This window comes from Azospirillum sp., from assembly GCF_035628975.1.
Classification (GTDB): domain Bacteria; phylum Pseudomonadota; class Alphaproteobacteria; order Azospirillales; family Azospirillaceae; genus Azospirillum.
Genome location: NZ_DASPIS010000103.1, coordinates 22634 through 39652, shown reverse-complemented (window position 1 = coordinate 39652; position 17019 = coordinate 22634). Strand labels below are relative to the sequence as shown.

The following is a 17019-nucleotide window of genomic DNA, read 5'->3' as shown; positions in this document are numbered from 1 at the left end:
TAGCCCCTTTTTCCGAAAGCCTTAAACGTTCGATACGACGCGGAACCGGTTGAACTGCGCATCCGTTCATCAAGGCGCTAATATTAGGACAAAGAAGGCAAAGAGACGAACATGACTCGCGCCCCGGCGAGCCGCGCCCTCGAGCCCACTCCATTGTGGCTCAAATTGAGCAGCTACCTCGTTCTGTCGGATGAGGAGAAATCGTACCTTTCTGATTTGGAAAGGACGATCGTGCGCGAGCCGCCCCGGACGGATCTTCTCCAGCAGGGCGAAAGATACCGGGATGTCCGCATCATACGCGACGGCTGGGCAATTCGTCACAAAGCCTTGCCGGACGGACGGCGCCAGGTGGTTAACTTCGTGCTGCCCGGCGATCTCATCGGCATGTATTGCACGCTGTTCGAATCCGCGGACCACAGCGTCACCACCCTGACCGCGGTGGAGGTGGCGAGTTTCCCGCCCGAACGGATCGGCGAGCTTTTCCGCTCCTTTCCCCGCCTTGCCGCCGCCCTCGCCTGGTCCGGCGCGCGGGAGGAGGCCATCGTCGCCGAACGCCTGCTCAGCCTGGGCCGGCGCACTGCGCTGGAGCGCACCGCCCACCTGATCGTGGAGCTTCTGCGCCGGCTCAGCATCGTCAACATGGCGACCGACGGGCATTTCGTGCTGCCGGTGACGCAGGAAATCCTGGCCGACGCGCTGGGGCTGAGCATCGTCCACATCAACCGCACCCTCCGCCGCCTGCGCGACAGCGGCCTGATCGAATTGAACGGTCAGCGCATCACCGTCAACGACGTGCGCCAGCTCGCCTCCGTCGGCCAGTTCGACGAACTGTACCTCCACCTGATCCGCGCGCCCCGCCGCTTGGAACGCGCCTTCTCCGGCGCGCCCCATCACCACAACGGCGCCCGCCCGGACGGCGAAGACCGCCCGAAGGCATAAGTTTCCAGTCTCTCGGACCTTCTCACCGGCACCAATCCCCCTCTCTCCTGGGGAGAGGGGATTATCCTACGGCTTTGATCAGCCATTCCCGCGGCAGAGCCTCTCCCCCTTCGACCTCCCCATTCTGCACCGCACAGAATTTGCAAAACCACATCGTCCTTGTATCGGGGGATGCCTCGGCGCGTCTATTCTCAACGGACAGCGGCCCAAGACGCGCTGCCATTCATTAAACTAAGCATTTGAAAAATCTCGTATTTTTACGGACCCCTCACCCCACTCCAAAAGCGACACACAATTCCACTTTACAGTCGTTGATCTGTATCATATTTTTCCTTGAGAAATTGTTCGCTGGACGCGCAATCCATCTCGGGGATGCCGATGTACACGCAAGGTTTGGATGCCAAGACCGAGCAGGGCGCTCAACCGTCTCCCCGGCTGGTGACGGAACAGGAAGCCGCTCTCCAGGGCCGCTTCCAGGAGCGCGTCGACGCCGAAGAGAAGATCGAGCCGCGCGACTGGATGCCGGAGGGTTACCGCCGCACGCTGGTCCGCCAGATCTCGCAGCACGCCCATTCGGAAATCGTCGGCATGCTGCCGGAAGGGAACTGGATCACCCGCGCGCCGACCTTGCGCCGCAAGGTGGCCCTTCTGGCGAAGGTGCAGGACGAGGGCGGGCACGGCCTCTACCTCTACAGCGCCGCCGAGACGCTGGGCGTGTCGCGCGACGAGCTGGTCGGGCAGCTGCTGTCGGGAAAGGCCAAATACTCCAGCATCTTCAACTACCCGACCCCGACCTGGGCCGACATCGGCGCCATCGGCTGGCTGGTGGACGGTGCCGCGATCATGAACCAGGTGCCGCTTTGCCGCTGCTCTTACGGCCCCTACGCCCGCGCCATGGTCCGCATCTGCCGGGAGGAGAGCTTCCACCAGCGCCAGGGCTATGAGCTGATGCTGGCGCTGGCCCAGGGCACGGCGGAGCAGAAGCGGATGGCGCAGGATGCGCTGAACCGCTGGTGGTGGCCGTCGCTGATGATGTTCGGCCCGTCGGACGACCAGTCCGCCCACTCCGCCCAGAACATGGCCTGGAAGATCAAGCGCTTCTCCAACGACGAGCTGCGCCAGCGCTTCGTCGACGCCACCGTGCCGCAGGCGGAGTTCCTGGGCCTGACCATCCCGGACCCGGAACTGCGCTTCAACGCCGAGACCGGCCACTATGAATTCGGCGCCATCGACTGGACCGAGTTCAACGAGATCCTGAAGGGCAACGGCCCCTGCAACCGCGAGCGCATCGAGGCCCGCCGCAAGGCGTGGGACGATGGCGCCTGGGTGCGCGAGGCCGCCACCGCCCATGCCGCCAAACGCAAGCAGCGCGCCCTGAAGAAGGCCGGCTGACACAAGAATACCGAGGGGAAGAGACGATGGACCGTAAGGACTGGCCGCTGTTCGAGATCTTCATCCGGCCGAAGAACGGGTTGTCGCACAAGCATGTCGGCAGCCTGCACGCCGCCGACGCCCGCATGGCGCTGGACAATGCCCGCGACGTCTACACCCGCCGCGGCGAGGGCGTCAGCATCTGGGCGGTCCCTGCCGCCAGCATCGCGGCGTCCGACCCGTCGGAGAAGGCCAGCCTGTTCGATCCGGCCGACGACAAGGTCTATCGCCACCCGACCTTCTACGACATCCCCGCAGACGTCAAAAATATCTAGCCGGAAGAACATCTGATGAGCACGGATCTCAAAGAGGCCCTGTTCGCCACCGCGCTACGGCTGGGCGACACGTCGCTGGTGCTGGGGCACCGGCTGTCGGAATGGTGCGGCCATGCGCCCGAGCTGGAAGAGGACATCGCGCTGACCAACGTCGCGCTCGACCTCGTCGGCCATGCCCGCATGTTGCTGACCTACGCCGGTGAACTCGAAGGCAAGGGCCGCGACGAGGACCGCCTCGCCTACCGGCGCGACGTCTTCGACTACCGCAACCATCTGCTGGTCGAGCAGCCCAACCGCGACTTCGGCCACACCATCGTCCGCCAGTTCCTGCACGACGCCTGGGCGGTGGAGCTGTACGAGCGGCTCTGCGCCTCGACGGACGCCACGCTCGCCGGCATCGCCGCCAAGGCGGTGAAGGAGGTGCGCTACCATGTCCGCCACAGCGGCGACTGGCTGGTGCGGCTGGGCGACGGCACCGACGTCAGCCATGCCAAGGTCGCCGACGCGCTGGGCCGCCTGTGGCCCTACACCGGCGAGATGTTCGAGCGCGACGAGGCCGAACAGGCGCTGGTCGCCGCCGGCATCCTCCCCGACCCGGCCGAGTTGAAGGCCGCCTGGACCGCGCGCGTCGAAGCGGTGCTTGATGAGGCGACGCTCGACCGCCCGGCCGATGGCTGGATGCAGAAGGGCGGCCGACGCGGCGAGCACAGCGAGCATCTGGGCTATCTGCTGGCCGAGATGCAGTTCCTGCCGCGCGCCTATCCCGACGCGACGTGGTGAGGGCGAGATGCCGGATGCAGCAGGCTGCTGGGGACCGGAGCCGGGCGCCGATGCGGTCGTGAAGGCTGCCTGGGACGCGCTGGCCGGGGTGATGGATCCGGAGATCCCGGTGCTGAGCATCGTCGATCTCGGCATCGTCCGCGCGGTGTCCGCCGACGCGGACGGGCGGCTGTCGGTGGCGTTGACGCCCACCTATTCCGGCTGTCCGGCGACCAACGTGATCGTTCTGGAGACGGAAACGGCACTGGCCCGCGCCAAACTCGACGCCCGCGTCTCGGTGGTGATCGCCCCGCCCTGGACGACCGACTGGATCAGCGACGCCGGCCGGAACAAGCTGGCCGAGGTCGGCATCGTCCCGCCGCCACATTCCGGCAAGCGGTCGCTGACGGCACCGGACGAGGTGATCGCCTGCCCGCGCTGCGGCTCTACGGACACCCGCCAGATCAGCCGCTTCGGTTCCACCGCCTGCAAGGCGCTGCACGCCTGCAACGCCTGCCTCGAACCGTTCGACGTGTTCAAATGCCATTGATGAGTGGCGGCGGCCTTTGCCCTCTCCCCAACCCTCCCCCGCTTCGCGGGAGAGGGAGCACGCCCCAAATCGGCGGCAGTCCCCTCTCCCACCGAAGGTGGGGGAGGGTTAGGGAGGGGGCAAACGCTTCAACCACTCAACTGGCCCGACCAAGGACCACCCCATGACCACCCCCAGCTTCCACCCGCTGACCATCCGCGAGTGCCGCCGGGAGACGGCGGACACCGTTTCGATCGCCTTCGACGTGCCGGCCGATCTCGCCGACCGCTTCCGCTTCGTCCAGGGCCAGTATCTCACCCTCAAGACCCACATCGGGGACGAGGAGGTGCGGCGCTCCTACTCCATCTGTTCCGGCGTGGGTGACGGCGAGCTGCGCGTCGCGGTGAAGAAGGTCGATGGCGGCCTGTTCTCCACCCACGCCAATCAATCGCTGGCCCCCGGCGCGGTGCTGGAGGTGATGACGCCGATGGGGCGCTTCCACACCCCCATCGACCCGGACGCGGCGCGCACCTATGTCGCCTTCGCCGCCGGCAGCGGCATCACCCCGGTGATGTCGATCCTGAAGACTGTGCTGGCGCAGGAGCCGAAGAGCCGTTTCGTCCTCGTCTACGGCAACCGCACCGTTTCCTCCATCATCTTCCGGGAAGAGCTGGAGGACCTGAAGAACCGCTTCATCGGCCGGCTGGTGATCCACCATGTGCTGAGCCGCGAACCGGAAGAGGCCGGGCTGCTGGGCGGCCGGATCGGCGCCGGGCTGGTGCGCGAACTGTGCGCCGGGCCTTTGAAAGCCGAGGACATCGACGCCGCCTTCCTCTGCGGCCCCCAGCCGATGGTGGAGGAGGTGCGCGACGCCCTGGCCGGCTGCGGCACGCCGCCCGCCAACATCCATGTCGAGCTGTTCGGCACCACGTCCGCCGCGCGCCCGACCGTCAGGAAGGTGGCGACCGACACGCCCACCGATGCCGCGACCATCGCCATCCTGCAGGACGGCAAGCGCAAGGAATTCACGCTGCCTTACGACGGCGAAAGCATCCTGGAGGCCGCCCACCGGCATGGCGCCGACCTGCCCTATTCCTGCAAGTCCGGCGTCTGCTGCACCTGCCGCGCCAAGATCCGCGAAGGCAAGGTGGAGATGGCCGAGAACTACTCCCTGGAACCGTGGGAGGTCGAGGCCGGCTATGTCCTGACCTGCCAGTCGCGCCCGCTGACCGAACGGGTCGTCATCGACTTCGACGCCGCCTGACCAACGCCGCCTAATCAACGAGAAAAAGGAAACGCCCCGCCATGACCACCACCCCGCAAGCGCTGTTCGAGACGCACGAGGCCACGCTTCAGAAGGCCGTTGAGGCCTGCCGCAGCCGCGCCTACTGGTCGGCCTTCCCGGAAATGCCGAGCCCGCGCGCCTATGGCGAGACGGCGGCGACGGATGGCGAGACAGCCTTCGCGGCATACCGCGACAAGCCCTTCGAACTGGACCAGCCCGGCGTGACCGGTACGGTGGATGGCGAGCGTTCGCCCTTCGGCTTCGACCTCGGCATCACCTATCCGGTGTCGGACGTCGAGGCGCTGGTGAGGGCGGCCAAGGCGGCGATGCCGGGCTGGCGCAAGGCAGGACCGAACGGCCGGGCCGGCGTCTGCCTGGAAATCCTGAAGCGGCTGAACGCGCGTAGCTTCGAGATCGCCAACGCGGTGATGCACACCACCGGCCAAGCCTTCATGATGGCCTTCCAGGCCGGCGCCCCGCACGCCCAGGACCGCGGGCTGGAGGCGGTCGCCTATGGCTGGAAGGCGATGACCGACCAGACCCCGGCGGCGCGCTGGGAGAAGCCGCAGGGCAAGAACCCGCCGCTGGTGATGGACAAGCGCTTCGAGGTGGTCGGCCGTGGCGTCGGGCTGGTCATCGGCTGCGCCACCTTCCCGACCTGGAACGGCTATCCCGGCCTGTTCGCCAGCCTCGTCACCGGCAACGCGGTGATCGTGAAGCCCGGCCCGACCGCCATCCTGCCGCTCGCCATCACCGTGAAGATCGCGCGCGAGGTGTTGGCGGAGTGCGGGCTCGACCCCAACCTCGTCACGCTCGCCATCGGCGACACCGTTGCCAAGGATCTGGCGCTGCGGCCTGAGGTGGCGGTGATCGACTACACCGGCTCCACCGGCTTCGGCGACTGGCTGGAGCAGAACGCCCGTCAGGCCCAGGTCTACACCGAGAAGGCCGGCGTCAACACGGTGGTGATCGACGGCACCGACGATCCCAAGGGAATGGTGCGCAACCTCGCCTTCACGCTCAGCCTCTATTCGGGGCAGATGTGCACGACGACCCAGGTCATCTTCGTGCCCAAGGACGGCATCCAGGCCGGTCCCGACCGCATGAGCTTCGATCAGGTCGTCTCGGCGCTGGCCGGCGGCGTCGACAAGTTCCTGTCCGATCCGGAACGCGCGGTGGAGGTGCTGGGCGCCATCCAGTCCGACGCCACGCTCGCCCGCATCGACGAGGCAGCCAAGCTCGGCATCGTCGTGCTGCCGTCGCGCACCATCGCCCATCCGAAATTCCCCAATGCCCGCATCCGCACGCCGCTGATCCTGACCATGGATGCGGCCGACGAGGACAAGTACGGCCATGAGCTGTTCGGCCCGATCTCCATCATCGTGAAGACCGACGGCACCGCCGACAGCCTGGAGCGCGCCGCCCGCCTGACCCGCACCAAGGGCGCTTTGACCACCGGCCTCTACAGCACCGACCCGCAGCTGATCGAGCAGGCGACCGACCTGTTCGTCGAGGCCGGCGTCGCCCTGTCGGTCAACCTGACCGGCGGCGTCTTCGTCAACCAGTCGGCGGCCTTCAGCGACTTCCACGGCACCGGCGCCAACCCGGCGGCCAACGCCGCGCTGTGCGACCTCGCCTTCGTCGCCAACCGCTTCCGCGTGGTGCAGAGCCGCGTTCCGGTTCTGGAGGCCGCGCAATGAGCGACAAAGCCATCCTCCTCGACATCGCCGACGGCGTCGCCACCGTCACGCTGAACCGGCCCGACCGGCTGAACAGCTTCACCGCGGCTATGCATGAGGAACTGCGCGAGGCCGTCGGCGAGGTGCGCGACGACAAGGCCGTGCGCTGCCTGCTGCTGACCGGCGCCGGGCGCGGCTTCTGCGCCGGGCAGGATTTGTCCGACCGCGCCGTCGCGCCGGGCGCCCAGGGGCCCGACCTCGGCGTGTCGATCGAGACCAACTACAACCCGCTGGTCCGGTCCTTGCGCGCCCTGCCGATGCCGGTGGTCTGCGCCGTCAACGGCGTCGCCGCCGGGGCGGGCGCCAATATCGCTCTCGCCTGCGACATCGTTCTGGCGGCGCGGTCGGCCAGCTTCATCCAGGCCTTCTGCAAGATCGGGCTGATCCCCGACAGCGGCGGCACCTGGACTCTGCCGCGTCTGGTCGGCCATGCCCGCGCCATGGGCCTCGCCATGCTGGGCGACAAGGTCACGGCCGAGCAGGCGGAAGCCTGGGGCATGATCTGGAAGGCGGTGGACGACGACAAGCTGATGGCGGAGGCCGGCGCGCTCGCCCGCCAGCTCGCCACCCAGCCGACGCGCGGTCTGGCCCTCATCAAGCAGGCGCTCAACGCCTCCTCCGCCAATGATCTCGACACCCAGCTCGACCTGGAACGCGACCTCCAGCGCGAGGCCGGCCGCACGCAGGACTATCGTGAGGGCGTCGCCGCCTTCGTCGAAAAGCGCGCCCCGAAGTTCGAGGGGCGGTGATGGCGGCGCTCGATCCCTCCATCACCGTCGCGGTGGTCGGGGCCGGCGCCATGGGCCAGGGCATCGCCCAGGTCGCGGCACAGGCCGGCCATCCGGTCCTGGTGGTCGACACCCGCCCCGGTGCCGCCCAGGCCGCCGTCGAGTCCATCGCCAGGGCGCTGACCGCGCTGGTCGAAAAGGGCAAGCGCACCGCGGCGGAGCGCGACGCCACCGTGGACCGGCTGCGCGCGGTGAACGGCCTGTCCGACCTCGCCCCCGCCGGTCTGGTGGTGGAGGCCATCGTCGAGGATCTCGACGTCAAGCGCCGCCTGTTCGCCGAGTTGGAGGGCATCGTCGGCGCGGACGCCATCCTCGCCACCAACACCTCGTCGCTGTCGGTCGCCGCCATCGGCGCCGGGGTGCGGCGGCCGGAACGGCTGGCCGGCCTGCACTTCTTCAATCCGGCGCCTCTGATGGCGCTGGTGGAGATCGTCAGTGGGCTGGCGACCGACGTAACGGTGCTCGACACGCTGTTCGACACCGCCAAGGCCTGGGGCAAGAGCCCGGTACGCTGCCGTTCCACCCCCGGCTTCATCGTCAACCGCGTCGCCCGCCCCTTCTACGCCGAAGGGCTGCGGCTGGTGCAGGAGCAGGCGGCCGACCCCGCCACCATCGACGCCGTGGTGCGCGAGGCCGGCGGCTTCCGCATGGGGCCGTTCGAACTGATGGACCTAATCGGCCATGACGTGAACTTCGCCGTCACCCGCTCCGTCCACGCCGCCTATTTCGGCGATCCGCGCTTCCAGCCCTCGCTGATCCAGCAGGAACTGGTCGAGGCCGGGCGTCTCGGCCGCAAGACCGGCCGCGGCTTTTACGACCACAGCCCCGGCGCAGCCAAGCCGGTGCCGTGCAGCGCCGAGCCGGGCGCCAAGCCGCAGCGTGTCACCGTGCAGGGCGACCTCGGCCCCGCCGCCTCTCTGGTCGGGCTGTTGCACGAGGCCGGAATCGCCGTCGAGGAAGCGCCCGGCCCCGGCGTGCTGGTCGTCGATGGCGTCACGCTGGCCCTGACCGACGGCCGCACCGCCACCGCCCGCGCGGCCGAAGAGGGTATCGCTCCGCTGGTGCTGTTCGACCTCGCGCTGGATTACACCAAGGCGACCCGCGTCGCGCTGGCCCCCGCCGACGGAACGCCGGCCAAGGCGCTCGCCATCGCCGCCGGGCTGTTCCAGGCGCTGGGCAAGGCGGTGTCGGTGATCGACGACGCCCCCGGTCTGGTGGTGATGCGCACCGTCGCCATGCTCGCCAACGAGGCGGCGGACGCGACGATGCAGGGGGTCGCCAGCGCCGCCGACATCGACATCGCGATGACCAAGGGCGTGAACTACCCGCTGGGTCCGCTGGCCTGGGCCGACCGCATCGGCCTGCCCCATGTGCTGGCCGTGCTCGACGCGCTGGCCCGCACCTACGGCGAGGACCGCTACCGCGCGTCGGCTCTGCTGCGCCGGAGGATCTCCGCCGCCCAAATCGCCCAAATCCCCTCTCCCCCCCGGGGAGAGGGTCAGGGTGAGGGGGGCGCGTCGCGTGGCTCCGCAAGTGGCGGACACTCCAGCTTCACCACCGACTCCACGCCGCGCATCCCCCTCACCCCAACCCTCTCCCCAGGGGGGAGAGGGGGAAACAAGGACCTGCCCGCATGACCACCGACCCCCAAAGCCTCGCCGAAGCGGTCGGCCGCGGCATGTACGAGCGCGACCATTGCGCCCAGGCCCATGGCATCGAACTGCTGGAGATCGCCCCCGGCTATTCCCGCATGGCGATGACGGTGCGCAAGGACATGGTGAACGGCCACGACATCGGCCATGGCGGCATGACCTTCACGCTGGCCGACACCGCCTTCGCCTATGCCTGCAACGCGGCGAACGAGGTGACGGTGGCGGCGGGCTGCTCCATCACCTTTCCGGCCCCGGCCAAGCTGGGCGACGTGCTGACCGCCGAATGCCGCGAGGTCCACAAGCGCGGCCGCTCCGGCGTCTACGACGTCACCGTCACCAAACAGGACGGCACGGTGGTCGGCCTGTTCCGCGGCCAGTCGGCGCGCATCGCGGGGACCGTGATCCCGGTGGCCTGAATCCACCGAAGGCGCTGCCCCTGGCGGCCACGCCCACGATCCCCATCTGTTAGTTTCTGGAGCGAACCATGCGTGAAGCCTACATCTGCGATGCCGTCCGCACCCCCTTCGGCCGTTACGGCGGCGGGCTGGCCCCGGTGCGCCCGGACGACCTTGCGGCGGTGCCGCTGAAGGCGCTGATGGAACGCAACCCCGGCGTCGAATGGTCCGCGGTGGACGACGTGATCCTCGGCTGCGCTAACCAGGCCGGCGAGGACAACCGCAACGTCGCCCGCATGGCGGCCCTGCTGGCTGGCCTGCCCGACGCGGTGCCCGGCACCACCGTCAACCGCCTCTGCGGCTCCGGCATGGACAGCATCGGCATGGCCGCCCGCGCCATCAAGGCGGGCGAGGCGGAGCTGATCGTCGCTGGCGGGGTGGAGAGCATGACCCGCGCCCCCTTCGTCATGGGCAAGTCCGACAGCGCCTTCTCCCGTCAGGCCGAGATCTTCGACACCACCATCGGCTGGCGCTTCGTCAATCCGCTGATGAAGGCGAAGTTCGGCATCGACAGCATGCCGGAGACGGCGGAGAACGTCGCCGCCGACTACGCCATCTCCCGCGCCGACCAGGACGCCTTCGCCGTCCGCAGCCAGCAGCGCGCCGGCCGCGCCCAGAAATCGGGCCGCCTCGCCCGCGAGATCGTGCCGGTCAGCATCCCCCGCCGCAAGGGCGAGCCGACGGTAATCGCCGCCGACGAGCATCTGCGCCCCGACACCACGCTGGAGGCGCTGGCCAAGCTCTCCACCCCCTTCCGCAAGGAAGGCGGCAGCGTCACCGCCGGCAACGCGTCGGGCGTCAATGACGGCGCCGCCGCCGTGATCGTGGCCTCGGCCGATGCGGTGAAGCGCTACGGCCTGACCCCGCGCGCCCGCGTCGTCGGCACCGCGGTGGCCGGCGTGGCGCCGCGCGTGATGGGCATCGGCCCGGCCCCGGCGACGCAGAAGCTGCTGGCCCGCCTCGGCCTCTCCATCGGCGACATCGACGTGATCGAACTGAACGAGGCCTTCGCCGCCCAGGGCCTCGCCGTGCTGCGCATGCTGGGCCTGCCCGACGATGCCGAGCATGTGAACCCCAACGGCGGCGCCATCGCGCTCGGCCACCCGCTGGGCGCCAGCGGCACCCGTCTGGTCGCCGGCGCGGTGATGGAGCTGGAGGACCGCAAGGCGGCCCGCGCGCTCTGCACCATGTGCATCGGCGTCGGCCAGGGCATCGCCATGCTGGTGGAGCGGGTCTGAACGGATAAGGGCATCACCGGCCGCCAAGCGCCGGGAACCGGAACGAAGGGGAGAAGCGCACCATGTCCATCATGACCGACGCCACTGTCAGCAACGGCGCGAAAGCCGGCATGGACCGCTACGAGTTCGCCAGCCGTGACGAGATCGTCGCGATGCAGACGGAGCGGCTGGCATGGTCGCTGCGTCACTCCTACGCCAACGTCGACTCCTTCCGCGCCAAGTGCGAGGCGAAGGGCGTCCATCCCGACGACTTCAAGGAGCTGAAGGATCTGGCGCTGTTTCCCTTCACCGTGAAGGACGACCTGCGCCAAGCCTATCCCTTCGGTATGTTCGCCGTGCCGATGGAGGACATCGTGCGCGTCCATGCCTCCAGCGGCACCACCGGGCGGCCGACGGTGGTCGGCTACACCAAGGGCGACATCGACGTGTGGGCGGAGGTCGTCGCCCGCTCCATCCGGGCGGCGGGCGGCACGCGCGGCGACCGGGTGCACATCGCCTATGGCTACGGCCTGTTCACCGGCGGCCTCGGCGCCCATTACGGGGCGGAGCGGCTGGGCTGCACCGTCATCCCGATGTCGGGCGGCCAGACCGAGAAGCAGGTCCAGCTGATCCAAGACTTCAAGCCGACCATCATCATGGTGACGCCGTCCTACATGCTGAACATCGCCGACGAGATGCGCCGCCAGGGCATCGACCCGCGCAGCACCAGCCTGCGCGTCGGCATCTTCGGCGCCGAGCCCTGGACCGGCGCGTTGCGCGAGGAGATCGAGCGCACCTTCAACATCCACGCCGTCGACATCTACGGCCTGTCGGAGGTGATGGGTCCGGGCGTGGCGTCGGAATGCGTGGAGACCAAGGACGGCCCGGTGATCTGGGAAGACCATTTCTATCCCGAGATCATCGACCCCGACTCAGGCGAGGTGCTGCCCGACGGCTCCTATGGAGAGCTGGTCTTCACCACGCTCACCAAGCAGGGCATGCCGGTCATCCGCTACCGCACCCGCGACCTGACCCGGCTGCTGCCGCCGACGGCGCGCGGCATGCGGCGGATGGACAAGATCACCGGCCGCTCCGACGACATGCTCATCATCCGCGGCGTGAACGTCTTCCCGACCCAGGTCGAGGAGCTGATCTGCAAGATTCCGGCTCTCGCCCCGCATTACGAGCTGGTGGTGAGCCGCGACGGCCACATGGACAATCTCGCCGTCCGGGTGGAGATGCATGACGACATCCACCCGTCGGAGTGGGACGGCCACGCCAAGCACCTGCAGCATTCCATCAAGTCGCTGATCGGCATCAGCACCCGCGTCGAGGTGGTGGAACCCGGCGGCATCGCCCGCTCCATCGGCAAGGCCAAGCGGGTGCAGGACCTGCGTCCGAAAAGCTGACGCTCAGCCCTTCTGCGACAGCAGCGGGAAGGCGTCCAGAACACCGGTCAGCAGGATCTGGACGCCGACGCAGAACAGCAGGAAGGCGAACAGCCGGGTCAGCACCCGCACCCGCGTCGGCCCCAGGAAGGCGACGATGCGGTCGGCGGAGCGGTAGGACAGCCAGATCAGCGCGGCGATCGCCAGCGCCGCCCCCGACATGCCCAGGAAGAACTCGATCAGCCCGCCGCCCCGCGTCGGGCGGGTGGAGCCGAGAGCGATGGCGACCGAAATGGTGCCCGGCCCTGTGGTGAAGGGAATCGTCATCGGGAAGAAGGCCGATTCCGCCAACCCGTCGCCGTCGCCGGCCGCCTGTTCCTGCTTGCGCGCCTCGTGCCGTTCCGGCGCGGTCAGCAGCGCCCAGGCACGCTCCGCCACTACGAAGCCGCCGGCGATCCGCAGCGCCGCCATCGACACGCCGAAGAAATTCAGCACATAGGCGCCGGCCCACAGCGCGGTTAGCATGACGATGGCCGAATAGAGGCTGACCAGCCCGGCCAGCCGCGCCCGGTCGCGCGGACTGCTGTCCGCCGTCACCTGACTGAAGATCAGCGCCATCGCGAGCGGATTGACGATGGAGAACAATGCTGTGAAGGCGAGCAGGAAACTGTCGAGCATGGGATCCGGGATGTCGGTCGGCCGTCCGAACAGTTAGCTGGGACGCGGCAATGCTGGCAAGGGCGGCGTTGTTCCTGGCATCGGGGCAATTGCATTTGGGTTTGATCGACTGCTGAAGCCCCTCTCCCCTTGCGGGAGAAGGGCATCCGTAGGGGTAAACGGCTGCTCCCGATTTAAATTCGGTGTCCCCCCACTCTCACCCGTTGAACAGTGTCGCGTCGATCCGCCGGACCATCGCCACCAGCCGGGGCGCGAACTCCTCCTCCAGCTTCTTCAGGTCGACCATGAAGGCCGGCCCGCCGCAGTTGAAGGCCAGCACCTGCGACCCGTCACGCGGCACAAAGGGAACGCCGACGGCATGCACTTCCGACTTCCAGGCACCGATGGATCGGCAATAGCCGCGCGTCCGGTAATCCTCGATGGCCTGGAGGATGCCGTCGCGGATTTCGGGCCAGCGCTCCCCCTCATGCTCCTCCAGCTTCGCCATCAGGGGCGCGCGCTCCGCCTCCGGCAAGGCGGCCAGATAGGCGCGGCCCATGCCGGTGGTCGACAGCTTGATGTGGGAGCCGACGTCGAGCGACAGGGTGATCGGGCCGGTCGCCTTGCAGCATTCCAGATAGATCATGCTCAGCCGGTCGCGCCCGCCCAGCGCCACGGCAAGCCCGGTCTGGTCCGCCAGTTCCTGCATCAGCGGGCGGGCGACCTGCCGGATGCCCATGCCGGACAGGCTGGCATAGCCCAGCGCCAGCACCGAGGTGCCGAGCCGGTACTTGCCGGTGTTCTGGTCGTAGGCGAGATAGCCCAGCTTGGCCAGCGTGTAGGTCAGCCGCGACACCGTGGGCTTCGGCAAGCCGGTGCGCTGCGCCAGTTCCAGGTTGCCCAGCATCGATTCGTTACGGCGGAAAGCGCGCAGCAATTCCAGCCCACGGGCCAGTGCCGTGACGAAGCGCGGGTCCTTCTCGTCCTCCGCCAGATCGTCGGCGACCAGAGCCTCTTCCCGCCTGCGCATGACCCAATCCTCCCGCAAACCGTTGCGGGACGATCCTGCCAGCGGGCGGACGGCAGGTCAATGAAACAGCGTTTCACAATGCGAAATTTATGACCGCAGGCCTATGCCGGCGCCTACTGCGTCGCCCCCAGCCCCAGCGTCACCATGCGTTCGTACAGCGACGCGCGCGAAATGCCCAGCAGCTTCGCGGCCCGCGCCTTCACCCCGTTGGCCTCTTCCAGCGCAGCGGCGATGGCGTGGCGTTCGGCGGCGTGCAGCACCTCCTGCAACGGCCGCGCGCCGGCCGCCAGCGGCAGGGCCGAGGCGCCGGCCGGATGCTGCATGCCGGGAAGCACGCTGCGGATATGCGGTGCCGTCAGGATCGGCGCGTCGGTCAGCGCCACCACCCGCTCCAGCGTGTTGTAAAGCTCGCGCACATTGCCCGGCCAGTCATAGTCGCGCAGCACCTGCACCGCCGACTCCAGAAGCTCGCGCGGCGGCGTGCCCTGCTGGATCGCCAGCTGTTCCAGGATGCGGTCGGCGATGCTCTCGATATCCTCCGGCCGGTCGCGCAGCGGCGGCAGGGTGATCGGCACCACGTTCAGCCGGTAATAGAGGTCGGCGCGGAACTGCTTCTCGCGCACCAGGGCGTGCAGGTCGCGGCTGGTGGCGGCGATGATGCGCACATCGACCCGCACCACCTTGTTGGAGCCCAGCGGTTCGATTTCCCGCTCCTGCAGGACGCGCAGCAGCTTGGCCTGGACCGGCAGCGGCATGTCGCCGATCTCGTCCAGGAACAGGGTGCCGCCGTTGGCCAGCTGGAACTTGCCCTCGCGGTGGCGGCGGTCGGCCCCGGTATAGGCGCCGGGGGCGACGCCGAAGAACTCCGCCTCCAGCAGGGTTTCGGGGATGGCGGCGACGTTGACGCCGACGAAGGGCTTGGACGCCCGCGGGCTGGCGGAATGGATGGCCTGGGCCAGCAGTTCCTTGCCCGTCCCCGTCTCGCCCAGCAGCAGGACGGTGCTGTCCATCTGGGCGGCGCGGCGGCCCAGCCGCTTTATCTCGCGGATGGATTCGCTGGCGCCCAGGAACTGCGAGAAAGAGTATTTGGCCCGGCGCTCATGCGCCAGCTCCTGCTGGGTGCGGGTCAGCTCCTCCTGCATCTTCTCGTATTTGCGGACCAGCGGGCGCAGATATTCGGCGCGGTCGAACAGCACGAAGCCGATGGCGCCGATGATCGACCCGTCCGTGCCGAACAGCGGCATCCGCGTCACCACGAAGGACCGGTCGTCGAACTCCATGATGTCCAGCGGCTGGGGCTGGCCGCTCTCGATCACCCGGCGCAGCTGGCTGTTGGGGATGACGTCCTCCACCTGCCGGCCGCGCGGATCGCCGGGAACGCCCAGCAGCGCCTTGTACTTCTCGTCCATCCAGGCGATGCGGCCATTGTGGTCGACCGCGACGGCGCCGACGCACATGGATTCCAGGTGTTCGAACAGGGAGTGCACCGCGCGCTGGCGCAACGCTTCGAAATCGACGGTGTCGCCCACGTCACCCTCCCAAACGGGACCGATCTTCGTCGTCCCGGTGTCGAGGCCCCTTGCGATGCCCGCTTTGGGGCCTGCTGCATTGCAGCGCAATTTGCCAACAATATCAGAGGTCAACATAGTAGCCCATCCGTCGGATTAAAGGGAAGGCGCGCAGGATCGGGCGGGTGCGTGGGGTCGATCCGCACCCGTTCATCAGACCAGAGCTTGACGGCATCGCAAGACGGGACGCATTTTTAAAAAGGCAACCCGGACCTGTTCTCTACATCCTCCGCCATATCCCTCCCTTCTTCGTGACTTTCAACCCAAACGGGCAGGAAGACGGAAAAAGGAGGGGGACCTTCCGGCCCCCCCCCTGGGGAAGTTCGCGGAAATGGACGGTAGACTCAGTGCCCCCGCTTCGGCAGGCGGGCCATCAGTTCGCCGACGATGCCGCGGCGGAAGACGAGGACGCAGACGACGAAGATGCAGCCGATCACCACCGGCACCGGCAGGCTGGTGGAGGCGAGATAGCTTTCCAGCGTCACCACCAAGCCGGCGCCGACCACCGGCCCCAGCAGCGTGCCCATGCCGCCCAGCAGCGTCATCAGCACCACCTCGCCCGACATCTGCCACGTCACGTCGGTCAGGCTGGCGAGCTGGAAGACGATGGCCTTGGTTCCGCCGGCCAGCCCGGCCAGCGAGGCCGACAGCACGAAGGCGACCAGCTTGTAGCGGTCCGTGCGGTAGCCGAGCGAGACGGCGCGCGGCTCGTTCTCGCGGATCGCCTTCAGCACCTGGCCGAAGGGCGAATGCACCGTGCGCCAGATCAGGGCGAAGCCGCCGACGAAGATCACCAGCACGGTGTAGTACATGGTCAGCGGCTGGTTGAGGTCGAACAGCCCGAACAGGACACCGCGCGGCACGCCCTGGATGCCGTCCTCGCCATGGGTGAAGGGCAGCTGCAGCGCCAGGAAGAAGATCATCTGGCTCAGCGCCAGCGTGATCATGGCGAAATAGATGCCCTGCCGGCGGATGGCGATCAGGCCGAAGACCAGCCCCATCGCCCCGGCCACCGCGGTGGCGGCGAGCAGGCCGAACTCCGGCGCCCAGCCCCAGACCTTCACCGTGTGGGCGGCGATGTAGGCCGCGCCGCCGAAGAAGGCGGCATGGCCGAAGCTGAGCAGGCCGGCGAAGCCGATCAGCAGGTTGAAGGCGCAGGCGAACAGCGCGAAGCACAGCACCTTCATCAGGAAGACGGGATACAGCACGAAGGGCGCCGCGACGGCGATCAGCAGCAGGAGGGCGGCGATCAGGACGGTGCCGGTGCCGCGGGAGGACCCGCGCATGGCGATGGTGGTGGCGTTGCT

The 17019-nt window shown here is 68.2% G+C and carries 16 protein-coding genes; 12 read left to right on the top strand and 4 right to left on the bottom strand.

Features of this window, described 5'->3' with window-relative positions; all coding sequences use genetic code 11:
* Positions 1-111 precede the first annotated feature (111 nt).
* From VD964_RS23120 to paaK, 12 genes are all read left to right on the top strand, one after another.
* Positions 112-939, top strand: a complete 828-nt coding sequence (locus VD964_RS23120; RefSeq protein WP_324870851.1) for a Crp/Fnr family transcriptional regulator — start codon at positions 112-114, stop codon at positions 937-939.
* Positions 940-1317: 378 nt separating this feature from the next.
* Entirely contained in the window at positions 1318-2331 is a 1014-nt protein-coding gene (paaA, locus tag VD964_RS23115) for a 1,2-phenylacetyl-CoA epoxidase subunit PaaA (protein WP_324870850.1), read from the top strand.
* Between the two features lie 26 nt (positions 2332-2357).
* On the top strand, positions 2358-2645 hold the full coding sequence (gene paaB / locus VD964_RS23110; RefSeq protein ID WP_014189511.1) for a 1,2-phenylacetyl-CoA epoxidase subunit PaaB: 288 nt from the start codon (positions 2358-2360) through the stop codon (positions 2643-2645).
* Between the two features lie 15 nt (positions 2646-2660).
* On the top strand, positions 2661-3425 hold the full coding sequence (gene paaC / locus VD964_RS23105) for a 1,2-phenylacetyl-CoA epoxidase subunit PaaC (protein ID WP_324870849.1): 765 nt from the start codon (positions 2661-2663) through the stop codon (positions 3423-3425).
* Positions 3426-3432: 7 nt separating this feature from the next.
* Positions 3433-3954 carry a 1,2-phenylacetyl-CoA epoxidase subunit PaaD gene (gene paaD, locus VD964_RS23100; protein WP_324870848.1) on the top strand — a complete coding sequence of 174 codons (522 nt, stop codon included), beginning with the start codon at positions 3433-3435 and terminating at the stop codon, positions 3952-3954.
* 163 nt (positions 3955-4117) lie between these two features.
* On the top strand, positions 4118-5197 hold the full coding sequence (gene paaE, locus VD964_RS23095; protein WP_324870847.1) for a 1,2-phenylacetyl-CoA epoxidase subunit PaaE: 1080 nt from the start codon (positions 4118-4120) through the stop codon (positions 5195-5197).
* A 41-nt stretch (positions 5198-5238) separates the two neighbouring features.
* The gene (paaN, locus tag VD964_RS23090) at positions 5239-6918 is read left to right on the top strand and encodes a phenylacetic acid degradation protein PaaN (protein WP_324870846.1); all 1680 of its coding nucleotides are present in this window, start codon (positions 5239-5241) and stop codon (positions 6916-6918) included.
* Entirely contained in the window at positions 6915-7706 is a 792-nt protein-coding gene (gene paaG / locus VD964_RS23085) for a 2-(1,2-epoxy-1,2-dihydrophenyl)acetyl-CoA isomerase PaaG (RefSeq protein WP_324870845.1), read from the top strand. The genes paaN and paaG overlap by 4 nt, the downstream gene beginning before the upstream one ends.
* On the top strand, positions 7706-9382 hold the full coding sequence (paaH, locus tag VD964_RS23080) for a 3-hydroxyacyl-CoA dehydrogenase PaaH (RefSeq protein ID WP_324870844.1): 1677 nt from the start codon (positions 7706-7708) through the stop codon (positions 9380-9382). The genes paaG and paaH overlap by 1 nt, the downstream gene beginning before the upstream one ends.
* Entirely contained in the window at positions 9379-9813 is a 435-nt protein-coding gene (gene paaI, locus VD964_RS23075; RefSeq protein ID WP_324870843.1) for a hydroxyphenylacetyl-CoA thioesterase PaaI, read from the top strand. The genes paaH and paaI overlap by 4 nt, the downstream gene beginning before the upstream one ends.
* Positions 9814-9881: 68 nt before the next feature.
* Positions 9882-11090, top strand: a complete 1209-nt coding sequence (gene pcaF / locus VD964_RS23070) for a 3-oxoadipyl-CoA thiolase (protein ID WP_324870842.1) — start codon at positions 9882-9884, stop codon at positions 11088-11090.
* 62 nt (positions 11091-11152) lie between these two features.
* Positions 11153-12478, top strand: coding sequence for a phenylacetate--CoA ligase PaaK (paaK, locus tag VD964_RS23065; protein WP_324870841.1), 1326 nt, complete (start codon positions 11153-11155; stop codon positions 12476-12478).
* Between the two features lie 3 nt (positions 12479-12481).
* Here paaK and VD964_RS23060 read toward each other — a convergent pair whose 3' ends face one another.
* The 4 genes from VD964_RS23060 to VD964_RS23045 all read right to left on the bottom strand — a co-directional run bounded on the left by VD964_RS23060 (position 12482) and on the right by VD964_RS23045 (position 16998).
* The gene (locus VD964_RS23060; protein WP_324870840.1) at positions 12482-13135 is read right to left on the bottom strand and encodes a MarC family protein; all 654 of its coding nucleotides are present in this window, start codon (positions 13133-13135) and stop codon (positions 12482-12484) included.
* 196 nt (positions 13136-13331) lie between these two features.
* Positions 13332-14144 (bottom strand): IclR family transcriptional regulator, encoded by an 813-nt coding sequence (locus tag VD964_RS23055; protein WP_324870839.1) that lies wholly within the window; start codon positions 14142-14144, stop codon positions 13332-13334.
* Positions 14145-14257: 113 nt separating this feature from the next.
* Positions 14258-15673, bottom strand: a complete 1416-nt coding sequence (locus VD964_RS23050) for a sigma-54 interaction domain-containing protein (protein WP_324870838.1) — start codon at positions 15671-15673, stop codon at positions 14258-14260.
* A gap of 383 nt (positions 15674-16056) precedes the next feature.
* Positions 16057-16998 carry a branched-chain amino acid ABC transporter permease gene (locus VD964_RS23045; RefSeq protein ID WP_324870953.1) on the bottom strand — a complete coding sequence of 314 codons (942 nt, stop codon included), beginning with the start codon at positions 16996-16998 and terminating at the stop codon, positions 16057-16059.
* Between the last annotated feature and the right edge of the window lie 21 nt (positions 16999-17019).

What these genes read in the sequence shown, in the direction of transcription:
- VD964_RS23120 (WP_324870851.1), top strand. Translation starts at nt 112, where the DNA reads ATGACTCGCGCCCCGGCGAGCCGCGCCCTCGAGCCCACTCCATTGTGG.
- paaA (WP_324870850.1), top strand. Translation starts at nt 1,318, where the DNA reads ATGTACACGCAAGGTTTGGATGCCAAGACCGAGCAGGGCGCTCAACCG.
- paaB (WP_014189511.1), top strand. Translation starts at nt 2,358, where the DNA reads ATGGACCGTAAGGACTGGCCGCTGTTCGAGATCTTCATCCGGCCGAAG.
- paaC (WP_324870849.1), top strand. Translation starts at nt 2,661, where the DNA reads ATGAGCACGGATCTCAAAGAGGCCCTGTTCGCCACCGCGCTACGGCTG.
- paaD (WP_324870848.1), top strand. Translation starts at nt 3,433, where the DNA reads ATGCCGGATGCAGCAGGCTGCTGGGGACCGGAGCCGGGCGCCGATGCG.
- paaE (WP_324870847.1), top strand. Translation starts at nt 4,118, where the DNA reads ATGACCACCCCCAGCTTCCACCCGCTGACCATCCGCGAGTGCCGCCGG.
- paaN (WP_324870846.1), top strand. Translation starts at nt 5,239, where the DNA reads ATGACCACCACCCCGCAAGCGCTGTTCGAGACGCACGAGGCCACGCTT.
- paaG (WP_324870845.1), top strand. Translation starts at nt 6,915, where the DNA reads ATGAGCGACAAAGCCATCCTCCTCGACATCGCCGACGGCGTCGCCACC.
- paaH (WP_324870844.1), top strand. Translation starts at nt 7,706, where the DNA reads ATGGCGGCGCTCGATCCCTCCATCACCGTCGCGGTGGTCGGGGCCGGC.
- paaI (WP_324870843.1), top strand. Translation starts at nt 9,379, where the DNA reads ATGACCACCGACCCCCAAAGCCTCGCCGAAGCGGTCGGCCGCGGCATG.
- pcaF (WP_324870842.1), top strand. Translation starts at nt 9,882, where the DNA reads ATGCGTGAAGCCTACATCTGCGATGCCGTCCGCACCCCCTTCGGCCGT.
- paaK (WP_324870841.1), top strand. Translation starts at nt 11,153, where the DNA reads ATGTCCATCATGACCGACGCCACTGTCAGCAACGGCGCGAAAGCCGGC.
- VD964_RS23060 (WP_324870840.1), bottom strand. Translation starts at nt 13,135, where the DNA reads ATGCTCGACAGTTTCCTGCTCGCCTTCACAGCATTGTTCTCCATCGTC.
- VD964_RS23055 (WP_324870839.1), bottom strand. Translation starts at nt 14,144, where the DNA reads ATGCGCAGGCGGGAAGAGGCTCTGGTCGCCGACGATCTGGCGGAGGAC.
- VD964_RS23045 (WP_324870953.1), bottom strand. Translation starts at nt 16,998, where the DNA reads ATGCGCGGGTCCTCCCGCGGCACCGGCACCGTCCTGATCGCCGCCCTC.